The organism is Pelotomaculum propionicicum, assembly GCF_048984525.1.
In the GTDB taxonomy this organism is placed as follows: Bacteria; Bacillota; Desulfotomaculia; order Desulfotomaculales; family Pelotomaculaceae; genus Syntrophopropionicum; species Syntrophopropionicum propionicicum_A.
Window position 1 is genome coordinate 393,673 of sequence record NZ_JBMGJC010000001.1, and the last position, 20,902, is coordinate 414,574.

A 20,902-nucleotide genomic window follows, 5' to 3' on the forward strand; every position below is an offset into this window, starting at 1 on the left:
CCATTCCTTTCATGGTCTATGCTTTTTATTCATCCATCATGGCGCGAATTTCAGCGGCCATGTAGCGGCGGGTCAGGTCGACGCCGCCAATGCCCATTACCCGGTTTTTAACCGTGATATCGCTGCGCCGGCCAAAGAGAACGCTTTTCAGCTCTGCGGCCAAAATACCGCCGGGGTGGCCGAAGTTATAGTTGCGGTCCAGTACCATTACCTGCGCATTTTGCGGCAGCGCGCTGACGATATCATCGGCAGGAAATGGAAGGTATAGGCGCGGCCGCAGCAGGCCGGCTTTGATGCCCTGCTCGCGCAGGATATCGATGGAAAGTTTTAATTCCGCTGCCATGCTGTTGACAGCAAAAGCTACCACTTCGGCGTCTTCCAGCCGGTAGGTGTCGATGGTATCGCCATCCCACATGCCGGTGATATCCTTATACTCCTGCGCCGCCTGCTTTACCAGCGGGATGGACGCCAGGATATCGTTGGACAGCATCTGGCGGAAGGGCGCGTATTCGGCCGCATTGGTCACATTGCTGAAGGAAGAGGGATGAGCCGGGTCGAGCCGCCATTCCGGTTCATGCGGAGGCAGGAAACGGTCGATATCCTCTTGTGGCGGCAGGGTGAGGGGCATCAGACAATGGGAGATAGTAAAACCGTCAAAGTTGACCATCACAGGTATATTGATCTGTTCGGCCACGCGGTAAGCCTGCAAAACGGTGTTGAACACCTCCTGGTTGGAGGAGCAGTGATACTGGATCCAGCCGGTATCGCGCTGGGAAAATGAGTCCTGTTGATCAGCCCACAGGGTCCAGGGGGCAAAAATACCGCGGTTAACGTTACACATAACGACCGGCAAACGTCCGCCGGCAGCCATATGTAAAACTTCGTGCATATAAAGCAGGCCGTTGGACGAGGTGGCAGTGAAAACGCGGGCGCCGGCGGCGGCGGCGGCCACGGCGGCGGCCAGGGTGCTGTGTTCGCCTTCCACCGGAATAAAGCGGGCGTTCAGCTCGCCATTTTCAACCATTGCGGACACTGCTTCCATAATGCTGCTCTGGGGGGTGATGGGGTAGCCGGGCACCACGTCCACCCGGGCGTATTTAACAGCCAGAGCGGCGGCATGGGCGCCGGTATCCATTATTACTTGCGCTGCTTTCATACTGCTACTCCTCCTTTTCCATGCTGATCGCGCCGGTGGGGCATTCTTTGGCGCACACGCCGCAGCCCTTGCAGTAGCGGTAATCAATAGTAATTTCATGGCGGTCAATGACCGCTTCCGGACAATATACCCAGCATAATTGGCATTTGGTGCATTTCTTTGTGTCAACAACCGGACGGTGCGATCGCCAGGAACCGGTATCACCGCCGGACCCCTTCATCGGCCAGGAAATGGGCCGGTAGGCTTTTGTAATTGATTTCATCTATTTCAATTCCTTTCGCTTATCCGAATATAAAGTGCGCTCTATACGCTAACCTGCTTTACGGTGTCATAAGCCTTGGCAGCGGCGCCCAGGTTGCGCTCGCCGTTTTTGCCCGGCCATTTATGCAATATAGTTTGTTCCATAATATTTTGCGGGATGTCCAGTACCCGGCACACCGCGCCAAACAGCGGAATATTGATAAAGAGCCCGTCGGCGGAAAATAATCCGGCTTCGCGGGCGATGGCGTCCGCGTCCACCTGCCAGGTAGTGTGCTTGTCCACAGCTGCGGCGTGAGGAGCATTAATTATTACGGCGCCGTTCTCAGCAATGCCTTCACTGACCGCGGCTCCGGTGAGCTTTTCGCTCATCACTACCACATAATCCGGCAGCTCGCATTGACTGTGCGCGTGAATAGCAGTGGGAGACATGCGCACTGCCGCCCGCACCGGCGCTCCGCGGCGCTCCACCCCGAAGAAAGGCAAGGCCTGTCCCTGCTCACCGTTTTCCAGCGCAGCCTGCGCCAGCAAGTGAGCCAGGGTAACGGAGCCCTGCCCGCCAAACCCGTTGATCCGTAGTTCTAACATAGCGTTCCTCCTCCTTCCATGGTGCTGCCATAGCCACATGTTATCTGTAGCTTTCATCTCTTTTATAAAAATATAAACCCCTCGCTCAGAACTCTGAGACGAAGGGGTAAACTCCGCGGTACCACTCAGGTTAACGGCTAATGCCGTTCACTCCATCAGGAGTCGAGATCTTAAGAGCCGATTTCCCCTTCCTTTTAACGGTAGAAGTTCCGTCCGAGCCTACTTTCTGAAATGATTTCGGTCGGCAGCTCCAGGATGAGTTCGGCTTGCCTCTTCGACCGCCTCACACCAGACAGCGGTTCTCTGCAGCCCAAGGATAAGCTTACTATTTCCTGTCATCGTCGTTTTGCATATTGGATTTATTATAACTGACCAGTTATTTTTCTGTCAACATACCCGGCTAAGCCTTATAACCTGTTACTGATTTCACAATTTCCAACAGGTAAACAGCGTTACCGGTGAGGTCGTCCAGGGCTATATACTCCTCGGTGGTATGCACTTTTTTCATGCCGATACCCAACACTGCCGTGGCGATACCCCTGCTGTTAAAAATATTGGCGTCGCTGCCGCCCCCGGTTTTTTCAAGCTTCGGCGTCAGGCCCAGTTTTACCGCGGCCTCAACGGCCAGCCGCACCGGCGGCGATTCTTCGCTTAAATTAAAATCATGGTAAAGTGTTTCAGTAACTATATCGAGTCCTGCGCCGAATTTGGCGGCGGCCTCCCTGATCGCCCCGCACATAAGGGCGGTCTGGGCCTCTCTCTTACCGGCGTCAAGGCTCCTGGTCTCCCCGTCCAGGGTAGCGCTGTCAGGTATGATATTGGTGGCTTTACCGCCTGTAATTATTCCTATATTGCAGGTTGTCTCGTGGTCGATGCGGCCCAGTTTCATCTGGGCGACAGCATGCGAAGCCACCTGGATGGCGTTAATTCCGTCCTCCGGGTTTATCCCGGCGTGCGCCGCCCGGCCTTTTATGGTAGCGCCAATCCTGTCCTGCGAAGGAGCCTGGGTTATAATTGTTCCCGGCGGACCGTCACTGTCGAGCACAAAACCGATCCTGGCGCTTAAGCGGCCATACTCCAGGTTTTTGGCCCCAAAGAGCCCTCCTTCTTCCCAGATGGTGAAAACAACTTCCAGCCCCGCATGGCTGATGTTCTGCTCCCGGATAACCCTTAAAACTTCCAGGATAGTCACAATCCCCGCCTTGTCGTCAGCTCCCAGCACCGTGTCGCCGGCGGAACGGATGACGCCGCTTTCTATCCGGGGTTTTACGCCATGGCCCGGCTCAACTGTATCCATATGGGAACACAGCATCAGGACCGGCCCGCTGCCGCTCCCGGGCAGCCTGCCGATAATGTTGCCGGTGTCGGAGCCCACCTTGCCGCCCGCCCCGTCTTCCAGTACTTCAAGGCCGAGCCCTGCTAGTTTTTCTTTAAGCAGATCGGCTATCTGCCGTTCTTTTCCGGATACGCTGTCAATTTGGACCAGCTCCAGGAACTCTTCGACCATTCTTTTGGGATTGACCAAAACAGCACCACCTTATCTGCAGGGTGGAATACACATGCCACGCAAAAAAATATTACAACTGCTATTATATACCCTGAAGCAATTTTTTTGAATATTGAAATATAGATAGAATAAAAGTCCATGGTTTATGAACAGGTTGCAGTTAAAACTAAACGAAAAGGGTCTGCCGTTTGAGACGATGCCAATGTGGCTGTGAGCTATAAAAAAACACCTCCGTATCAATTGGCCGATACCAATTAATACGTGGTGTCATTAGATTTTATTTATATAATTATCTAATATTAAAGGAATAATTCCGGTAAATTTTAAACCCTTGCCCTAGCTTACCTTTTGTTCAATCCTCAGCTTATCGGCCACCATGGCTATGAATTCGCTGTTGGTGGGCTTGCCGCGCTCCAGGTTGATAGTGTAGCCGAAAAATTTGGCCATCATCTCAACATTACCGCGGTCCCAGGCGAGCTCAATGGCGTGCCTTATCGCCCGTTCCACCCTGCTGGGTGTGGTCTGGAATTTCTGGGCGATCATCGGGTAAAGTTCCTTGGTTACCGCGCCCAGCAGGCCTACCTCGCCGATAACCATCAAAATTGCTTCACGCAGGTAAAGATAGCCCTTGATATGCGCCGGCACACCCATCTCGTGGATGATATTTGTTACGGAAACATCGAGGTTTTTGGGCTTGGATGGAGTAATATACTGTGATACGTTGACTCCGTCAGCAAGCTGGCGGATACGTGTGGCCAGGACATTAAAGTCGAATGGTTTCAAAATATAATAATCCGCGCCCAGCTCTACCGCTTTTTGAGTAACGCTTTCCTGCCCAAAAGCTGTCAGCATGATAATCCTTGGCTTGCCGCCGGAGCTGCCGCTAACAAGTTTTTCGAGAACTCCTATCCCATCGAGGTGAGGCATGATGATATCCAAAACAACCACATCGGGGTTGGTTTCTTTTATCATTTGCAATGCTTCCAGGCCGTTATAGGCTATGCCGACGAGGTTTAAGTCCTCCTGTTGGGTAAAAAATTCCTTGAGCAGCTCGCAGAAGTCTCTGTTATCATCTGCAATCAATAGACGAATAGACTTCCTAATCATAAGTTCCCCGCCTCCTAAATCTCTTTTTCTATATTTTGTTAATTTATACTATAACCTAGATTCGACGGCCAAAATAAAACTCCTTCAGATAAATTTGGAAATTTAATAAATTTGGTATAATCTGGTTAATTATATTTATAGTAAAACTATAAGCATGTTTTATAGCAAAAAAAATACCCTGGTTACACAGGGTTTTTCTTAAAATTTTAAGCGGCCGGCTGTTCGGCCGTTCGGCCGTTTTTATTTTGCAGGCCTGATTCTTCAACCATCCATTCAGCCGGGATCCCGTAGCCTTTTGTCGGATCATTAACAAATACATGGGTTACCGCACCGATCAACCTGTTGTCCTGGATAATCGGGCTGCCGCTCATACCCTGGACAATGCCGCCAGTCTTGTCTAATAGGCGCTGGTCGGTAATTTTTATTACCATGGCCTTGCCGTCATGTCTTGCCAGCGGGTTTATTTTGATAATTTCTATTTCAAATTTTTCAACCTTGTCGTCTTCAATAACTGTTAAAATTTCAGCCTGCCCTTCATGGATCTGGTCTGTCATGGCCACCGGTATAGGCTCGTTATAAGCTTCTTTGGCCATAATTTTTTTCAAAGCGCCGAAAATCCCCAGCCTGGAGTTTTTTGTAATAGTGCCGTTAACTTTCTTGTCGCCAATTAATATTCCTACTTTTTCGCCGGGCTGTCCTCTCCTGCCCCGGTGGATGGACTGGACATCAGCGTCAATAATTTCACCGTCTGATATTTCAATAGGGCTCGTTGAACCTAAATCTGTAACCATGTGGCCCAGGGCGCCGTAGACCATACTCTCAGGCTCGTAAAAAGTCAGTGTCCCGATACCTGCCGTGCTGTCCCGGATCAGCAGTCCGACCCGGAAACGCAGCGTGTCTTTGCAATATACCGGATTAATACTGGTAACAAAGGTCTGGCCGTTACGTTCCACCTCCATGGTCAGTGGTTTTCCGGAGGCGCCGGCCTTCGCCACGGCGTCACGGAACTGGCCGTCGCTGCGCAGGGACACGCCGTCAACCTTTAGAATGACGTCCCCTTCTTTTAGATCTCCTGACGGGTTAACATGGTTGCCGTACTCATCCAGCACGGCGGAATGGCCTACCACTGTTACTCCCTGGGAACGGATCAGGACGCCTATGGACTGGCCGCCCGGCACTACTTTTACCTGCGGGACAACGCTTACCAGCACATCCCGCACCGGGATCAGGCCAAAAAGGCTGAGCCTTACCTGGTATTGTCCCGGCTCTGTCGCTGCCGGAAAGGAAGTCGGATCAGAATCAAAATCTTTATATTCACTTGATAAATTATCATTGCCATATACCTGAGATTTCAATGACTTTTGCAACGGGGCGGGGAACTCTATTTTTAGCGGTTCACCAACAACAACGGACTGTTTATCAGGCAGCTGCATTATACCCTGTGCCTGGTAGGACAAAAAACCGGATACCAAAACCAGAATACAGCATAAGAGTCCGCGTAATCTTCCCCTCAAGCATCACTCCTCCAATTTTATTGCCAGCCACCTCCAAAAAAAATTAAGCAAAATGAAGATATTTCAAATAAAACGACAATAATAAGTGTAAATTTAATATAACCTTAGAAATCCGCTTTTATTACGCCTAAATGTTCCTCAACTTTCCAAAATGGCGTTTTTTCTGATCTAATAAGCCGGATTGTAAGTTTTAGATCATTTTCCTGGTATAAAAATAAAAAACCATGTTTTTTACAAACATGATTTTGAACAATTAATTTTACATATTCACAAGATTTACAGGATTAATTAAGATTTACAAGATTTTAAATAAATATAAATAGTAAATTTTTTAAGTATCTCAGTGAAAAATATATTTTACTCCAAAATACTGTTGCCTCGGGAGTTAGCAAATAACTTAATTATTAAATTTATAAAATCCAGTTAATCAGTTTAAATCATGTTAATCCTGTGAATTTGTTTTTTTCGCCAAAAGGCAGCTGGCGGGTTCAATATAAACTTACTAAAATCATTTTTCCGTTGGCAGCCGCATCATTTGACGAACGTGCCGCAGCGTAATTTCGGTAACCTCGCTGCCGTCCAGCATCCTTGCCAGTTCCTGCAGGCGTTCCTCGGGATCAAGCAGTATAGCCCTGGTGGCCGTACGGTCACCTTCATATTCCTTGGCTATTCTGTAGTGCGCCTTGCCGAGGCTGGCCACCTGGGCGGAGTGGGTGACACATATGACCTGGTGACTCATGCCAAGCTGCAGCATTTTTTCCGCAACCGCCTGCAGAGCGCGGCCGCCGACGCCGGTGTCCGCTTCGTCAAAAACCAGCACCGGCACTTCATCGGTGTCTGCCAGCAAAGCTTTCAGCGCCAGCATGATCCGGGTCATCTCACCGCCGGAGGCAATTTTAGCCAGAGGTTTGAGCGGTTCGCCCGGATTTGTTGAGATCATAAATTCGAGCCGCTCCTGCCCGCCCTGAGCAGGCCCCTCAATATCAGAAAAGGAGACTTTGAAATCCACCCGGCCCATTTCCAGGTAGAGCAGCTCCTGTTTCACCGCGTCTTCCAGCGCCCTGGCTGCTTTTCTCCGGGCGGCTCCCAATATGCCCGCGGCCCGGTTGTACTCGGCAAGGGCGGTTTCAACATCCTGAGACGCTTTTCCCAACGATTGGTCTATATTTTCAAGGACGGCCAGTTCGCTCTGCGCCGCTTCCAGGCAGCTGATTATTTCAGGAATAGTCCCTCCGTATTTCTTCTTAAGTTTTTTTATCCGCTCGAGCCTTTCCTCAACAGCTTCCAAACGCGAGGGGCTGAAATCCACCCCGTCCAGGTAGCCGGCCAGTTCCCTGGCGGCGTCTTCAGCCTGGTAGAGGATGTTTTCAAGAGATGCCAGCAGTGGCTCATTACGCCTGTCCAGGGCTGCCAGGCTTCTCAGGTTATCAGCCGCCCGGGCCAGCAGGTCCAGGGCGGAAAGCTGGCTGCCTTTTGCCTCGTAGAGTGAAGCATACGCCTCTGCTGCCAGCATGCTTATTTTTTCAGCATTTGCCAGGAACTTTTTTTCATCTTCCAGTTCGGTATCTTCACCCGGGGTAAGATTTGCCTGGCGGATATCTTCGATCTGGTAACAGAGAGTGTCAATTCGCCTGGCCCTGTCTCCCGCCTCGGCGTCCAATTTTTCAAAATTATTGCGGGCCTCTCTCCAGCGTGTGTAAAGAAGATTTACCTCGCTCAGAGCTGCCAGCGTTCTGTCCCCGGCAAAACGGTCCAAAAGCTGGCGCTGCTTATCCTGGCTGAGCAGGGAATTTAATTCGGGCTGCATATGCATGTCCGCCAGACTGCCGCCTATTTTCCTGTAGAATGACAGGCTGACTGCCTGCTCATTGATGCGGCAGATGTTTTTGCCCGCTCGGGTAATTTCCCTGGTCATTACCATTACCGGTTCTTCAGGGTCGTCAAGGCCCGTTTCTTTTAATACTGAAGCAAGCCCTTTAATGCCGCTGATATCAAAAGTTACCTGGATTAAAGCTTTTTCAGAGCCGGTACGGATCTGATCGGCCGACGGCCTGCCGCCAAGGGCAATCTGCAGGGCGTCTATAATAATAGACTTGCCGGCGCCGGTTTCACCGGTCAGCACATTCAAACCATCCTGGAAGTCTATTCTTAACTGGTCAATGATACCAAAATTCTTAATAAAAATACTGTGCAGCATATATCCTACCCCCCGAGCAGGTCACCGAACCTTTTCAAAACAGCGCCGGCTGCCTCTTTAGGCTTTACCACCACCAGGATCGTGTCGTCCCCGCCGACCGTGCCGATTATCTCGTCCCATCCGGACGTGTCTATAGCGGAAGCCACAACCTGAGCGCCGCCTGGATTTGTTTTTACAATAATCAGGTTTTCGCTGGCATCCAACCCTACCACCGAGTTGAGTAATAACCTCTTCAGCCGTTCTTCGCTGCGGTGCAGGCGGCTTTCTCCCGGGCTGGCATAGTAAAATTCATTGTTTGCAAAGGGTATCTTGACCAGGCCCAATTCCTTGATGTCCCTTGAAACTGTGGCCTGGGTGACCTTAATGCCGCTTTTTCTCAATTCACTTGACAGTTCTTCCTGGGTCCCGATATGCTGGCGCCTGATAATCTCCAGGATTTTGTGCTGCCGCCCGGCTTTCATCTAAACACCCGCCTTTTCTATGACTATGACAACCGGCGCAGTCGCGGCACGGTTTAATACAACTATCTTAATTACATTATAAAGGGAGCCGTCCAGGCCGGCTGCAGTCTTTTCCACAGCCTCGCACTCTTCCGTGCCCCCCGGGTGCCCGGTGTATATTACCAGTCCGACCCGGCCGCCCGGCCGCAGTAAACGCAGCGCTGACTCAAGAGCCCGCACGGTCGGCTCCGGCCTGGTTACAAAAGAGTGGTCGCCCCCGGGCAGGTAGCCCAGGTTGAATATCACCGCGTCGACCGGGCCGGAAACGTATTCTTCCATGTCCTCATGGCCGGATTTTATTAATGTGACCCGGTCAGCCAGCCCTTCTCTTTCCAGCAGCAGGCGCGTGGATTGGATGGCGGTCTCCTGGGTGTCGAAGGAGTAAACCCTGCCCTCCGGCCCCGCCAGCCTGGCCAGGAACAGGCTGTCGTGCCCCCTGCCGGCTGTCGCGTCGACAGATGTTCCACCGGCCTTAGCAGAGCCGGACAAAAATTGCTGGACCAGGTGGACGGCGCTGTCCAGACCCCTAGACACTGTTACGGTCTCCTTCTTCTTTCATTTTCTTTCGCAGCACCTCAAAAAAGTTCCTGCCGGTAATCCGCAGGAATTTCGCCTTTTGGTGGGCCCGCCTGACCACAATTTCATCGTACTGGCGCAGGCTGAAAACATACTGGCCGTCCATGGTGAGCGTCACCGCGCCGCCGTCTGACAGCAGCGCCACCTTGATCTCGCTCTCCGGCGTGATCACCACGGGCCTCGCCCACAGCGAGTGCGGGCAAATCGGGGTGAGCAGCAGCAAATCGTGGTCCGGCGACACCAGGGGGCCGCCTGCGGAAAGCGAATAGGCGGTTGAACCGGTGGGGCTCGCTATGATTAAGCCGTCCCCGTGGTATTTGTTAACAAAATTATCGTCCACATGTGTCTCAAGGCGGATTAGCCTGGCGATAGCGCCCTTGCTGATTACAACGTCATTCAGTCCGACCGAGTTCTCAACCAGGCTGCCGTCCCTGTATACGGAAGCCTCAAGCATCATTCTCTCTTCCACATGATACTGGCCGTCCAAAATTTTACCCAGGTCGGCCAGCGCTTCCGGAACGTCTATTTCGGTAAGAAAACCGAGGTGTCCCATGTTTATGCCGATCAGGGGCGTGCCTGCTTTGGCTACCTTCCGCGCCGTCCAGAGCATGGTCCCGTCACCGCCGAACACAATCACGCACTCCGCCTGGCCGAACAGCTGCTCCTGGGGAACGCCCAGCCTGGAAAGGCCTATGGCGCTGGCGGTGTCTTCTTTGATCATAACCTCGCAGCCTCTTTCTTCCAGCCAGCGGGCTATCTGTTCAACGAGACGCTGGACTTCATTTTTATTCAGGTTTACTACCAGCCCAAATTTTTTCAAAACAGGCGCCCTCCCCTGCAGTATAAATAAGTCTGGTTGTCAAGCCCGCAGATAGCCAAAATTGACATGCGCGTTATTAACCACTTCATCAATATTGCAATCTGCCGGCGTTCCCTTTTTCATAAAATAAAATAGAAATTCGATATTCCCCTCCGGCCCGGTGACAGGAGAATAATCCAGGCCGCCGACCGCCCACCCCAGCTCATGGACCAGGGCCGCGACAGCACGCAGCACCTCCGAGTGGACGACCGGGTCCCTCACTACCCCTTTTTTGCCAACCTTGTCCCGGCCCGCCTCAAACTGGGGCTTGACCAGCGCCACTCCCCCCGCGTCCGGCGCGGTAAGTTCGCCGACCCTGGGCAGGACCTTTGACAGTGAAATAAAGGATACGTCAATAGTGGTAAAATCCGGGGTTTCCGGCAGTGACTCCGCTGTCAGGTAGCGAATATTGTTCCTTTCCAATACCACCACCCGTTCATCGTTCCGCAGCCGCCAGGCCAGCTGGCCATAGCCTACGTCAACCGCGTAAACCAGCCGGGCCCCGTTCCTGAGGGCACAGTCAGTAAAACCCCCGGTTGACGCGCCCACGTCCAAAACCACCCGGTCCTTCAGGTCCAGGCCGAAAGATTTTATTGCTTTCTCAAGTTTAAGCCCGCCCCGGCTTACATAAATCAGGGAACTGCCGCGGATTTCTATATTTGACTCCGGTTTCACCAGCATACCCGGTTTGTCTGCTTTTTCCCCGTTAACAAAAATCAGACCGGCCATAATGGCCACCCTTGCTTTTTCCCTGCTCGGGTAGTGGCCCTCTTCGGCCAGCCTCAAATCCAATCGTTGTTTTTTTTGGGACAAAGCCAGATACCCCCGAACTTTGACATCCATGCCGCAACTACTTTTAAACCAATTTCACAGGATTAACATGATTATAAACAGATTAACAAGATTTAAATTAATTTATACGTAACTTTTTTATTGACTCCCAAAGCAATAATCTTTGGAGTAAAACTATTAATAAAATAAAACTTCTACAATTATTTATTAGAATCTTGTAAATCCTGATAATCCTGTAAATCTTGTGATATATATTTTTATAAATCTTCTAATCCTGTAATTCTATCAATATGTTTAATTTTCAGGATGAGTTTTATTTGTTATCCGATACTATTTTTAGCCTTCTGGAGCGGTTTATGTGTACCATTTTACTCAACACCGCCCTGACTACATGCTCTACCGAGAGGCCGTACCTGGCTCTCAGCAGAGAAGGGCTGCCGTGCTCCACAAAGACGTCAGGTATGCCGAAACACTGCACCCTGACGTCCTTCAGGCCCCTGGCGGACAGCAGTTCAAGCACCGCGCTGCCGAAGCCGCCCTGCAGGACATGCTCCTCCAGGACAAACAGCATATTGGTCTGCCTGGCGTAATGAAGGATGCATTCTTCGTCAAGGGGTTTGACAAACCTCGCGTTGATTACAGCTGCTTTAATACCCCTGCCCTCCAGGACGCCCGCCGCGTCCTCCGCCAGGCGGACAGTGCTGCCTACCGCCAGCAGCGCGGCATGAGGGCCTTTTTTCAGTATTTCAGCCCTGCCGATGGGGATAATTTTTAAATCTTCATCCAGCACGCAGCCTGTCCCCGCCCCACGCGGGTAGCGCACAGACGCGGGGCCGGGGTGTTTCACCGCGGTTGCCAGCATGTGCTGCAGTTCGTTTTCATCTTTAGGGGCCATTACCACCATGTTTGGAATTGGCCTTAAGTAGGCAAAATCAAAGAGGCCGTTATGTGTGGCGCCGTCTTCTCCCACAATGCCCGCCCGGTCTATGGCAAAGGTCACCGGGAGTTTCTGAAGGCATACGTCATGCAGTATCTGGTCGTACGCGCGCTGTAAAAATGTAGAGTAAATAGCCACGACAGGGCGATACCCCCCGGCAGCCATACCGGCAGCCATAGTGACGGCGTGCTGCTCGGCAATGCCCACGTCGAAAAAACGATTGGGATACAGCCTGGCAAAATTGGTGAGACCTGTGCCGCTGGCCATGGCCGCGGTTATCGCTATCACGCGGTCGTCCTTACGTGCCAGCTTGATCATTGACCGGCCAAAGATATCCGTGTAGGAGGGGATACTGCTTCTCTTAATAACTTCCCCGCTGGCCAGGTCAAACGGACCCACACCGTGAAAACGCCCGGGGTTGTTTTCAGCCGGTTTATAACCCTTGCCTTTTTTAGTTAAAACATGGACCAGCACCGGCCCCTTCATAACCTTGGCGCGCTGCAGGACACCGGCTACCTGCTTGATGTCGTGTCCGTCAACCGGGCCGAGGTAAATAAATCCCATCTCCTCAAAAATCATACCGGGTACCACCAGGTATTTCAAACTGTCCCTGAGCCTTAAACCAAGGCGGAGCAAAGCCGAACCTACAGGGATCTTGCGCATCAGCTGTTCCAGCTCTTCTTTACCCCTGGTATACATGGGATCAGTCCTCAGCCTGGCCAGGTACCCGGACATGGCGCCGACATTTTGGGCTATAGACATCTCGTTATCATTTAGTACCACGATCAGGTCTTTTTTCAGGTGCCCGGCGTTGTTTAGCGCCTCAAAAGCCATACCGCCGGTCATTGCCCCGTCGCCAATAACCGCCGCAATTTTATATTTTTCACCCTTCAGGTCCCGCGCCACAGCCAGACCAAGCGCGGCCGATATAGAAGTACTGCTGTGTCCCGTGCCAAAAACGTCGTGACTGCTTTCCGCGGGGCGCAAAAAACCGCTGATACCCCTGTGCTGGCGCAGTGTGGTGAATTCTTCCCGCCGCCCGGTGATTATTTTATGGGCGTAGCTCTGGTGGCCCACGTCCCAGATAATCTTGTCCGGGGGTGCATTAAGGGCTTTATAAAGGCCCAGGGTAAGTTCAACCACGCCTAAACTGGGCGCCAGGTGTCCTCCGTTCCTGGACACTGTTTCGATAATCAACCGGCGGATTTCACCGGCCAGCTCGCTAAGCTGCGGATAACTGAGACCGTGTATGTCATCCGGAGAGTTTATTTGCTTTAAAAGGCCCTTCATTTGTTATTCACCCCTCTTGTTCCTGGGCGCGCGGGTTTTTCTGAAAGGACTGTAACCGGTTGTTTCTTCCACCTTGGCCAGGATCCTGCCCACCAAAAAGATCACGTCGTCGGGGTGGGTCAGGGCGATTTTTTTGGAAAATGCTTTGCCGGAAACAATCATTGCGGCAATTAAAGCAGTGACCAGGATATTCAGCCAGAACTGGCTTATAGCGGGCCCAAACTTAACTATCTGCACGACGATGGATATCCCCAGCGCGCCTCCTACAGTCGTGGTTATATCGCTCAACATGTCGTTGGTTAAGTTTGCGACTTTATCAGCGTTCTTGATTAGCTGGAGGCCATGGGGCGCCCCCCTGATCCGTTTGGCGGATTTCGCGTTGAAAGGGACGTGGGAAGCCGCGGTAACTGCCGTACCCACAATATCCGCCGCGATATTTATTAAGATAATAATAAACAAAAAGACAAGAGATAAGATAATGCTGTTTAATCTTGAGGTAAAAAACTCAGAAAGATAGGTAAAGGCAATTGCTAAAAAAAATGAGCTGAGCCCAACCAAAACGATATATCTACCTGATACGGTAGATTTATTATTGCCCAAAAATTTCACCCCATACTGCGGCAATATACACAGTTATAATAAACGGTATATGTAATGATAAATGACAGCAGACCGGGTAAATATTGTGGCTTAGGTCTAGCAGGTTTTCCCAAACAGCTGCCGGCTGTCGCCAGACCGGCGGTTTCCCTTTAAAGCTGTTCCCGGCCGTCACCGGTTGCGGGGCTAGATTACCACTTAGTCCACACTGCAATCCCCGGCCTGCCCTGGAATCCCGGACAGCCTAGGAGTTTTCCCCGGCAGACTCCCCTCTTCTAGCCTCTTTTGCAGGAAAGGTTTCAATCAACAAATGCCAATCATGGGCCCATGGCCGGCTTTTGCACATAAGAAATCCACCCAACCCACTCAAGGCAGGCTACACTGCACGCAGCGGTAACCACATGCAGGTTTAACCCCAAGCCATAGTTGACCACCCCAAAGAATGGCTGCCCACGAACTTGGGTCTCCACGGAAGCGGGGTCAACGCCCGCATGCCATTGCGGGTCGCCCCACGACCTTAACTCCCAGTACCAGCCCCCAACTGGGCGTCGTAAGCCAGCACCAGGAACTTCATCGATATGCCCTTGACGGATTTTTAGGCCCGCCTTCAAAAAGGATTGTCTGACTAGGATACTGCGTCATTTATCGAAAAAAACTTTTTACGATCTTAAATTATAGCAAAACAAAGATCCGCTTTCAAACACCGCCTGGACTAATATACAATCACCACGATTGATATTAAGGTTATTAATAATAATTTATCAGGCATGGTTTGTAAAGCTGGCTCATTGTCTAGAAATCTCGCTTAATCACGTACTCAACAAGCAGCCTTAAAAAATCAGCCTCTTTGCCGAATGGCGAAAGCGCTTCTTTTGCGCTTTCCACCGCGGAGCGGGCTTTTTCTTTCGACTTCTCCAGGCCGAACAGGGCCGGGTAAGTGGCTTTCTTGTTTCTTATGTCGCTGCCGACAGGTTTTCCCAGCTTTTTCTCATCGCCTTCAACATCAAGGATGTCGTCCTTGATTTGAAAGGCCAGGCCCATATATTCCGCGTATTCAGTAAGTTGCGCGAGCGCTTCCGCACCGGCGCCGGCCAGGATGGCCCCCGTCCGCACCGAAACCCTGTACAGGGCGCCTGTCTTATTGCGGTGGATATATTCCAGCGTAGCCGCGTCAATATCCTCCCCCGTCGAAAAAGTATCCACCACCTGGCCGCCGATTAATCCAACTGTGCCGGCGCCCGCCGCCACTTCATGGATTACTCTCACGACATCTGCCGGGTTGGCAGCATTGCATTCCGCCAGCAGCTTAAAAGCCAGGGTAAGCAGCGCGTCGCCCGCCAAAAGGGCCATGGCTTCCCCGTACACCTTGTGGTTGGTCGGCTTGCCCCGGCGGAAATCATCGTTGTCCATGGCCGGCAGGTCGTCATGTATAAGGGAATAAGCATGTATCAGCTCAACTGCGCAGGCGGCGGGCATAACGTCCCCGGGAGCCCCCCCGGCTACCTCTGCGGAGGCAATAACCAGGGCCGGCCTGAGCCTTTTCCCCCCTCCCAGCACACTGTAGCGCATGGCCTGGTGGATCAGGGGTGGATAGGTGTCGGGTGAAGGCAGAAAACGCTCCAGGGCTTCGTCCACCAAAACGGCCTTTTTCTTTAGTTCCTCTTTAAACTCCACAGCTGTTTCCTTCCCCGGCGGCAGGCATCGTATCAATATCTTTTAAGGATAACGAGCCGGCGTCATCCCTGGTAAGGATTGCGATACGCTGCTCGGCAGCTTCGAGATTCCGGCTGCATACGCGGGATAGCTCAATACCCTCGGCAAACAGTTCCAATGCTTTCTCCAGGGAAAGACCGCCGCCTTCCAGCTCCCGCACAACTGCCTCCAACCGTGAAATAGCTTCTTCGAAGCTGGGGACTTTACCCTCTTCAGCCATAACAGGCGCCCTCCGCAATAAAATTATTGACTTCATTATATCTAAAAGCAATGATGTTTTAAATACAAAATGTGGCATTTTAGTTATGGGACGTGGGTCGTGAGTCATTTGAGTCGTGAGTCGTGAGTATATCCTGCATTCTCACGTCTTACGTCTCATTTCACACGTCGCACGTCGCACGTCTCTTTACGTCTCACGTCTCACTCATGATTTAAACAGATTAACAGGGTTTCATTAGTAAAAAATATTATATTACTTTAAAAAAGATTATTTAAATTTTGTAGATCCTTATAATCTTGTAAATCTTGTGATATATATTTTAACTTTAGCCTTTTATCCTTTGACGCACGGCGGCAAGGGCCTGGCCTCTGAGTTCCCCGGCTTCTGCCAGCATTTTTTCTTTTTCCGCCAGGATCCTGTCAATGTACTCCCGGTCCTTGATCGTCGGTGTATTTATGTCAACATTCAAAAGAGCCCCGTTTAAGGCCGCCTCAGCCATCACAGCGGCAACCCCGGCGTCACTGACGGCAGCCTTGTTGCCTATCTCGGACAGCCGGCAGGACGCCTGCAGCGCCTGCAGACAGACCCGGGCTATTTCCATGGGGACTTCAGTAGCGTCTTTAAGGGCTTTCTGGACTGCGGCTTCCCGCGCCTCCTTCTCTTCTTCCGATGCCCTGGGCATGCGGTAGGCCGACATCAATCTATTGAAAACTTTTATATCGTCCTCAGTCAGTTCCACCAACCTGTCGATTAACTTTTCGGCTGCATCAAGAAAGTTTTTAACCTCGGGCTCGACATCTTTATATTTTTCTTTGCCAATGGTCAGGTTGCAGACCATCGCGGCCATGGACAGGCCGAGGACCGCCGCGATCGCGGAAATACTGCCGCCGCCGGGGGTCGGAGATTTTGAAGATGAGAGCTCGATTACTTCACGCAGACTTTTATCATAAAGCGTACTCACTTTATTTCCCGCCTTTAATTTCATTTTGCTGTAACTTGATCGCTTTAAGCACATTTTTCAGGATCAGAGAGGTGGTAATGCTGCCTACACCGCCTGGAACCGGCGAGATTGCCCCGGCCACCTTCTCCACGTTGGCAAAGTCAACATCGCCGCAGATGCCCCCTCCTTCAATGCTGTTTATACCCGCGTCGACCACAACGGCGCCGGGTTTAACCATGTCGGCGGTAATCATCCCGGCTTTCCCCACGGCTGAAATCAGGATGTCGGCCTGGCGGGTATGGTGGGAAATGTCCCTGGTCCGGGTGTGGCAGACAGTTAACGTGGCGTTCTGGTTGAGCATCATGAAGATGAGAGGTTTGCCGACAGTTTCGCCGCGGCCTACCAGGACGGCATGTTTCCCGCTGATTTCAATGCCGTTGCGCACCATTATTTCAATACAGCTCTGCGGGGTGGTGGGAAAGAGCCCGGCGCCGTTGCTCAGGATGTACCCCCGGTTGACGGGATGGACGCCGTCAACGTCTTTTAGAGGCGAAACCGCGTTCAGCACTTTTTGTTTATCCATTCCCGGAGGCAGGGGGAGCTCGATCATGATCCCGTGTATGCTGTCTTCTTCATTAAGCCTGCTGAGAAGGCCAATGACTTCTTCCCCGGATGATTTCTCAGACAGTGCGAATAATTCAAATTCAACCCCGGCAACGCCGCAGGATTTTTCAATAGAGCGGGAATATAAAACAGAGGCCGGGTCTTCTCCCACCAGGACGACGGCCAGCTTGGGCCTGACACCTCTTTCCCGCAGCGCGGCTACTTCGGCTTTCACCTCTTCCCTGATCGATGCCGCGACTTTTTTCCCTTCAATAATGGTTGCCATTCTTTATTCCCCTTTTTCTAGCTTTTTAACTGCTCCTGCCTTCCACGATACAGTCCAAAATTCCCTTTTGCAGCCGCACGGCCAGCTTCTCACCAATTTCGACACTGCCGGCCTCGCTGATCACGTGTTTCCCGTCAGGGGTGGTGCAGATGCTGTAACCCCTGGCCAGGGTAGCCAGCGGGCTTAACGCCTGCAGCTGCCCTGCCAGTATGGCCAGCCTTTTTTCTTCCCTTCCGGCCAGGCTGGTTATGCCCTGCTTAAGGCGGTGGCACAAAAAATCAAGTGTCTGCTGCCTGGTCCCGCAGATTACATCCACCGGCCTGGTAAAAACGCGGCCCGCCAGGCAGGCATTGAGCCGCTGCCTGTACCCCGCCGCTTTTTCATTCAATGCGCTGCAAAGGCGGCTGTTTAGCGCCTTTATATAGCGATCCATTTCCCTTTTATCAGGCACGGCCATTTCAGCGGCCGCTGATGGTGTAGCGGCCCGCGCGTCAGCAACAAAGTCAGCAATGGTATAATCGGTTTCATGACCCACCGCGGAGATAACCGGTATATCGGAGTTATATATACTGCGCGCTACAATCTCGGTATTGAAAGCCCACAGCTCTTCCAGGGAGCCGCCTCCCCGGCCGGTAATAATCACGTCGACACCGCCCCACCTGTTTAATAGCTGGATGCCCCGGGCGATGTCCGGAGGAGCGCTTTCACCCTGGACCAGAACGGGTACCAGGATAATCTGCAGCCCGGACCAGCGCCGCCTGATTATTTCCACCATGTCCCTTACCGCCGCCCCCGTTGGCGAAGTAACTATCCCAATGCGGCGCGGCAGCAGGGGCAGCTTCTTTTTATATTTTTGGTCGAAAAGCCCTTCTGACTGAAGCCTTTCCTTCAGCTGCTCAAAGGCCAGGTGAAGCGCGCCCGTCCCGTCCGGCTGGATTTCGCCGGCATAAAACTGGTAAGTTCCGTCCCGCTCGTAAACTGAAACGTAACCCCGCACTATCACAGCCATGCCGTTGTCAGGGCGAAAGGCCAGAGACCGGCTTTTGGAACGGAACATAACCACCTTCAGGGTGCTGGCGCTGTCTTTCAAGGTAAAATAAAAATGCCCTGAGGAAGCAGCCTTAAAATTGGATATCTCTCCCTTTACCCAAACATTTGCCAGAAGATAGTCCTTGTCAATTATGTTCTTGATATGCTGGGTTAATTCCCTTACTGTCAGTATGCGCATGAAATATCTCCTTCTGGCAGCATAATCCCCGCTTTTCATAAAAATAAACCGGATTTAAGACATAATCATTCTATATAAGGATCATAAATCCTCCTGTATTTCCTCACGATATTCCAACCGCTAAATATTTGAGAGTGATAATTTGTGATTAAACTTAAAAACCACCGTCAGGTGGTTTTTAAGTTTTAACCTTCTCAGGGCTGTATTCATCAATATTTTCAATTACTTTACCTAGAATACCGTTAATAAATTTGCCCGAGTCGTCTCCGCCGAATATTTTTCCCACTTCGACAGCTTCGTTTACTGAGACATTGTTCGGGATATTATCGCAAAAAAACACCTCGTAAAGCGCCAGCCGCATTATATTCCGGTCCACGTTGGCCATCCGGTTAAGGCTCCAGTCTTTACTGACAGCCGCGATAACACGGTCGATAAATGCCAGATTCTCCAGCACGCCATAAACGAGTTTCCCGGCAAAATCTTCGCTGCCGGCCATTTTGCCGAATTCTTCATCCATTTGCGCAAACGCTTCCCGGGGGTCGGCGCCGCCCATATCAACTTGAAAAAGCACCTGGAGCGCCCTTTCCCTGGCCTGTCTCCTGCTCATTGTACCTCCTGTCGGTCAGCGGCTAGTAATAATACCATCTATGTATTATTACCCAATAATGCTCGGTTTTACTGGCGTTCACCGAAAAATTTCGAGAACATCGTCTTGAAATCAACTTTTTCGTCCAGCCGCTTGCCGATAAAATAGCCGGCCACAATGCAGGCCGCGACGAAAAGCGCTTTTAACAGTCCGTATGTAATGGCGAACCAGCCAAAGATAAGTCCCAGCAGGATGCCGATTATTTTTCCAGGGTGCTTTTCGATAAACTCCTGAAACATTCCCATTTACCCAACCCCTTTTATAAGGTTATTCAACTCTTGGCTTCGTAACAGAAATGCTCTGTATATGCACTTCCACGCTGCTTACCTGCAGCCCTGTGATTTCAAACACTTTTTCCTTAATCGTGTTTTGGACTTCAGCCGAAGCGGAGGGCACATTGATATCCGGCGTTACCGAAGCCTGTATTTTAAGGCCCACACCCTGGGGGACCTCGATTATCTGCGAGCTGACTTCCCTGACCCCGTGTATCTTACCCGCCACTTTGTTCGACAGGTCTTCCACAGCGCTGAGAGACAGGTTCACCTGGCCCAGGGCGTTTTCCGCCAGCACCACGTGTTGAGATTTTTTTTGAGGCTTATAAAGGCTGACCCAGAACAGCCTGGCCCCGATTAATATCACCACAACCATCACGGGCCAGAATACTTCCGGCCGGCCGGGGTAAAACAAATCCCTCAGCAGGATCAAAGGCGCCGGCCATCCAAGCATTACAGCGGAAAAAAGGATAAACAACACGGTTATAAATAAGGAATAAACGGCCAGTAAAAAGCGATCAAAAGGATTCACCAGGCAGACCTCCTTAAAAATTAACCCCCTGTCAAGGGGGTCGATTCCGGCATTATCTTACCCTGTGCTCTTCCTCCTTTAATTCAGAAGCAAAAGCGACACCCTGGACATTAACGTTAGCCTCAACCACTACCAGACCGGTCATCCGTTCAACCGCGCTTTTTACGCTTTCCTGGATCTGGGCGGCGACGTCAGGGATGCGGACCCCATAATCTAATATCACAGAAAGGTCAATAGCCGCCTCTTTTTCTCCCACTTCGACCTTAATGCCCTTGGACAGGTTTTTCCTGCCGAGCAATTCAGCGATACCCCCCGCGAATCCGCCGCTCATACCGGCTACCCCTTTGATTTCCATGGCGGCCAGCCCCGCTATCACTTTAACCACATCGTCGGCGATCCTGATTGAACCAAGGCCTGTACGCTCTTCACTTGCAATTTCGTTAGGATCCACGTCAACACCTCCATCTGGCGTATAGTTTAAATGAAATCCGGCACTAAAGTCCGATCTCTTGCTTCTTATACAGAATTTAATGTTAAAATGTAAAGATCAGTTAAAAACCTTTTGTTTTCAGGCATGTTTATTA

Annotated in this window: 22 protein-coding genes and 1 other annotated feature; all 22 genes read right to left on the minus strand. The window is 51.3% G+C overall.

From position 1 onward, the window contains the following. Positions 1 to 25 precede the first annotated feature (25 nt). A complete protein-coding gene (locus ACOBQJ_RS01995) occupies positions 26 to 1,156 on the minus strand; it encodes a hypothetical protein (RefSeq protein ID WP_421070033.1) in 1,131 nt (376 codons plus the stop codon). Between the two features lie 4 nt (positions 1,157 to 1,160). Further along, positions 1,161 to 1,418 carry a 4Fe-4S binding protein gene (locus tag ACOBQJ_RS02000; protein WP_421070034.1) on the minus strand — a complete coding sequence of 86 codons (258 nt, stop codon included), beginning with the start codon at positions 1,416 to 1,418 and terminating at the stop codon, positions 1,161 to 1,163. Positions 1,419 to 1,459: 41 nt separating this feature from the next. Continuing rightward, on the minus strand, positions 1,460 to 2,002 hold the full coding sequence (locus ACOBQJ_RS02005) for a 2-oxoacid:acceptor oxidoreductase family protein (protein ID WP_421070035.1): 543 nt from the start codon (positions 2,000 to 2,002) through the stop codon (positions 1,460 to 1,462). A 91-nt stretch (positions 2,003 to 2,093) separates the two neighbouring features. Then, positions 2,094 to 2,350, minus strand: a binding site (T-box leader). A gap of 52 nt (positions 2,351 to 2,402) precedes the next feature. After that, positions 2,403 to 3,527 carry a M20/M25/M40 family metallo-hydrolase gene (locus ACOBQJ_RS02010; protein ID WP_421070036.1) on the minus strand — a complete coding sequence of 375 codons (1,125 nt, stop codon included), beginning with the start codon at positions 3,525 to 3,527 and terminating at the stop codon, positions 2,403 to 2,405. A gap of 318 nt (positions 3,528 to 3,845) precedes the next feature. Next, entirely contained in the window at positions 3,846 to 4,616 is a 771-nt protein-coding gene (gene spo0A, locus ACOBQJ_RS02015; protein ID WP_421070037.1) for a sporulation transcription factor Spo0A, read from the minus strand. A 206-nt stretch (positions 4,617 to 4,822) separates the two neighbouring features. Then, positions 4,823 to 6,130 (minus strand): SpoIVB peptidase, encoded by a 1,308-nt coding sequence (gene spoIVB, locus ACOBQJ_RS02020; protein WP_421070038.1) that lies wholly within the window; start codon positions 6,128 to 6,130, stop codon positions 4,823 to 4,825. Positions 6,131 to 6,638: 508 nt separating this feature from the next. Further along, entirely contained in the window at positions 6,639 to 8,327 is a 1,689-nt protein-coding gene (gene recN / locus ACOBQJ_RS02025) for a DNA repair protein RecN (RefSeq protein ID WP_421070039.1), read from the minus strand. A 5-nt stretch (positions 8,328 to 8,332) separates the two neighbouring features. Further along, positions 8,333 to 8,788: an arginine repressor gene (gene argR / locus ACOBQJ_RS02030; RefSeq protein WP_421070040.1), complete on the minus strand. Its 456-nt coding sequence runs from the start codon at positions 8,786 to 8,788 to the stop codon at positions 8,333 to 8,335. Continuing rightward, positions 8,789 to 9,361: a tRNA (mnm(5)s(2)U34)-methyltransferase gene (locus tag ACOBQJ_RS02035; protein WP_421070041.1), complete on the minus strand. Its 573-nt coding sequence runs from the start codon at positions 9,359 to 9,361 to the stop codon at positions 8,789 to 8,791. Next, positions 9,354 to 10,223: an NAD(+)/NADH kinase gene (locus tag ACOBQJ_RS02040; protein WP_421070042.1), complete on the minus strand. Its 870-nt coding sequence runs from the start codon at positions 10,221 to 10,223 to the stop codon at positions 9,354 to 9,356. The genes ACOBQJ_RS02035 and ACOBQJ_RS02040 overlap by 8 nt, the downstream gene beginning before the upstream one ends. Positions 10,224 to 10,262: 39 nt before the next feature. Beyond that, positions 10,263 to 11,075 carry a TlyA family RNA methyltransferase gene (locus ACOBQJ_RS02045; RefSeq protein WP_421070043.1) on the minus strand — a complete coding sequence of 271 codons (813 nt, stop codon included), beginning with the start codon at positions 11,073 to 11,075 and terminating at the stop codon, positions 10,263 to 10,265. 292 nt (positions 11,076 to 11,367) lie between these two features. Further along, complete coding sequence (gene dxs, locus ACOBQJ_RS02050; RefSeq protein WP_421070044.1) at positions 11,368 to 13,281, minus strand: 1-deoxy-D-xylulose-5-phosphate synthase; 1,914 nt, start codon at positions 13,279 to 13,281, stop codon at positions 11,368 to 11,370. Positions 13,282 to 13,284: 3 nt separating this feature from the next. Beyond that, complete coding sequence (locus ACOBQJ_RS02055) at positions 13,285 to 13,740, minus strand: hypothetical protein (RefSeq protein ID WP_421070045.1); 456 nt, start codon at positions 13,738 to 13,740, stop codon at positions 13,285 to 13,287. Between the two features lie 930 nt (positions 13,741 to 14,670). Beyond that, on the minus strand, positions 14,671 to 15,552 hold the full coding sequence (locus tag ACOBQJ_RS02060) for a polyprenyl synthetase family protein (protein ID WP_421070046.1): 882 nt from the start codon (positions 15,550 to 15,552) through the stop codon (positions 14,671 to 14,673). Continuing rightward, positions 15,542 to 15,811, minus strand: coding sequence for an exodeoxyribonuclease VII small subunit (xseB, locus tag ACOBQJ_RS02065; protein ID WP_421070047.1), 270 nt, complete (start codon positions 15,809 to 15,811; stop codon positions 15,542 to 15,544). The genes ACOBQJ_RS02060 and xseB overlap by 11 nt, the downstream gene beginning before the upstream one ends. 325 nt (positions 15,812 to 16,136) lie before the next feature. Further along, positions 16,137 to 16,772 carry a cyclodeaminase/cyclohydrolase family protein gene (locus tag ACOBQJ_RS02070; protein ID WP_421070048.1) on the minus strand — a complete coding sequence of 212 codons (636 nt, stop codon included), beginning with the start codon at positions 16,770 to 16,772 and terminating at the stop codon, positions 16,137 to 16,139. A 1-nt stretch (position 16,773) separates the two neighbouring features. After that, positions 16,774 to 17,640 (minus strand): bifunctional 5,10-methylenetetrahydrofolate dehydrogenase/5,10-methenyltetrahydrofolate cyclohydrolase, encoded by an 867-nt coding sequence (locus ACOBQJ_RS02075; RefSeq protein ID WP_421070049.1) that lies wholly within the window; start codon positions 17,638 to 17,640, stop codon positions 16,774 to 16,776. Positions 17,641 to 17,665: 25 nt separating this feature from the next. Further along, positions 17,666 to 18,868 carry an exodeoxyribonuclease VII large subunit gene (gene xseA / locus ACOBQJ_RS02080; RefSeq protein ID WP_421070050.1) on the minus strand — a complete coding sequence of 401 codons (1,203 nt, stop codon included), beginning with the start codon at positions 18,866 to 18,868 and terminating at the stop codon, positions 17,666 to 17,668. A 178-nt stretch (positions 18,869 to 19,046) separates the two neighbouring features. Further along, entirely contained in the window at positions 19,047 to 19,475 is a 429-nt protein-coding gene (nusB, locus tag ACOBQJ_RS02085; protein WP_421070051.1) for a transcription antitermination factor NusB, read from the minus strand. 68 nt (positions 19,476 to 19,543) lie between these two features. Next, positions 19,544 to 19,759, minus strand: coding sequence for a DUF2273 domain-containing protein (locus tag ACOBQJ_RS02090; protein WP_421070052.1), 216 nt, complete (start codon positions 19,757 to 19,759; stop codon positions 19,544 to 19,546). A 22-nt stretch (positions 19,760 to 19,781) separates the two neighbouring features. After that, complete coding sequence (amaP, locus tag ACOBQJ_RS02095) at positions 19,782 to 20,318, minus strand: alkaline shock response membrane anchor protein AmaP (protein ID WP_421070053.1); 537 nt, start codon at positions 20,316 to 20,318, stop codon at positions 19,782 to 19,784. A gap of 52 nt (positions 20,319 to 20,370) precedes the next feature. Then, positions 20,371 to 20,769 (minus strand): Asp23/Gls24 family envelope stress response protein, encoded by a 399-nt coding sequence (locus ACOBQJ_RS02100; RefSeq protein WP_421070054.1) that lies wholly within the window; start codon positions 20,767 to 20,769, stop codon positions 20,371 to 20,373. Positions 20,770 to 20,902: the final 133 nt, after the last annotated feature.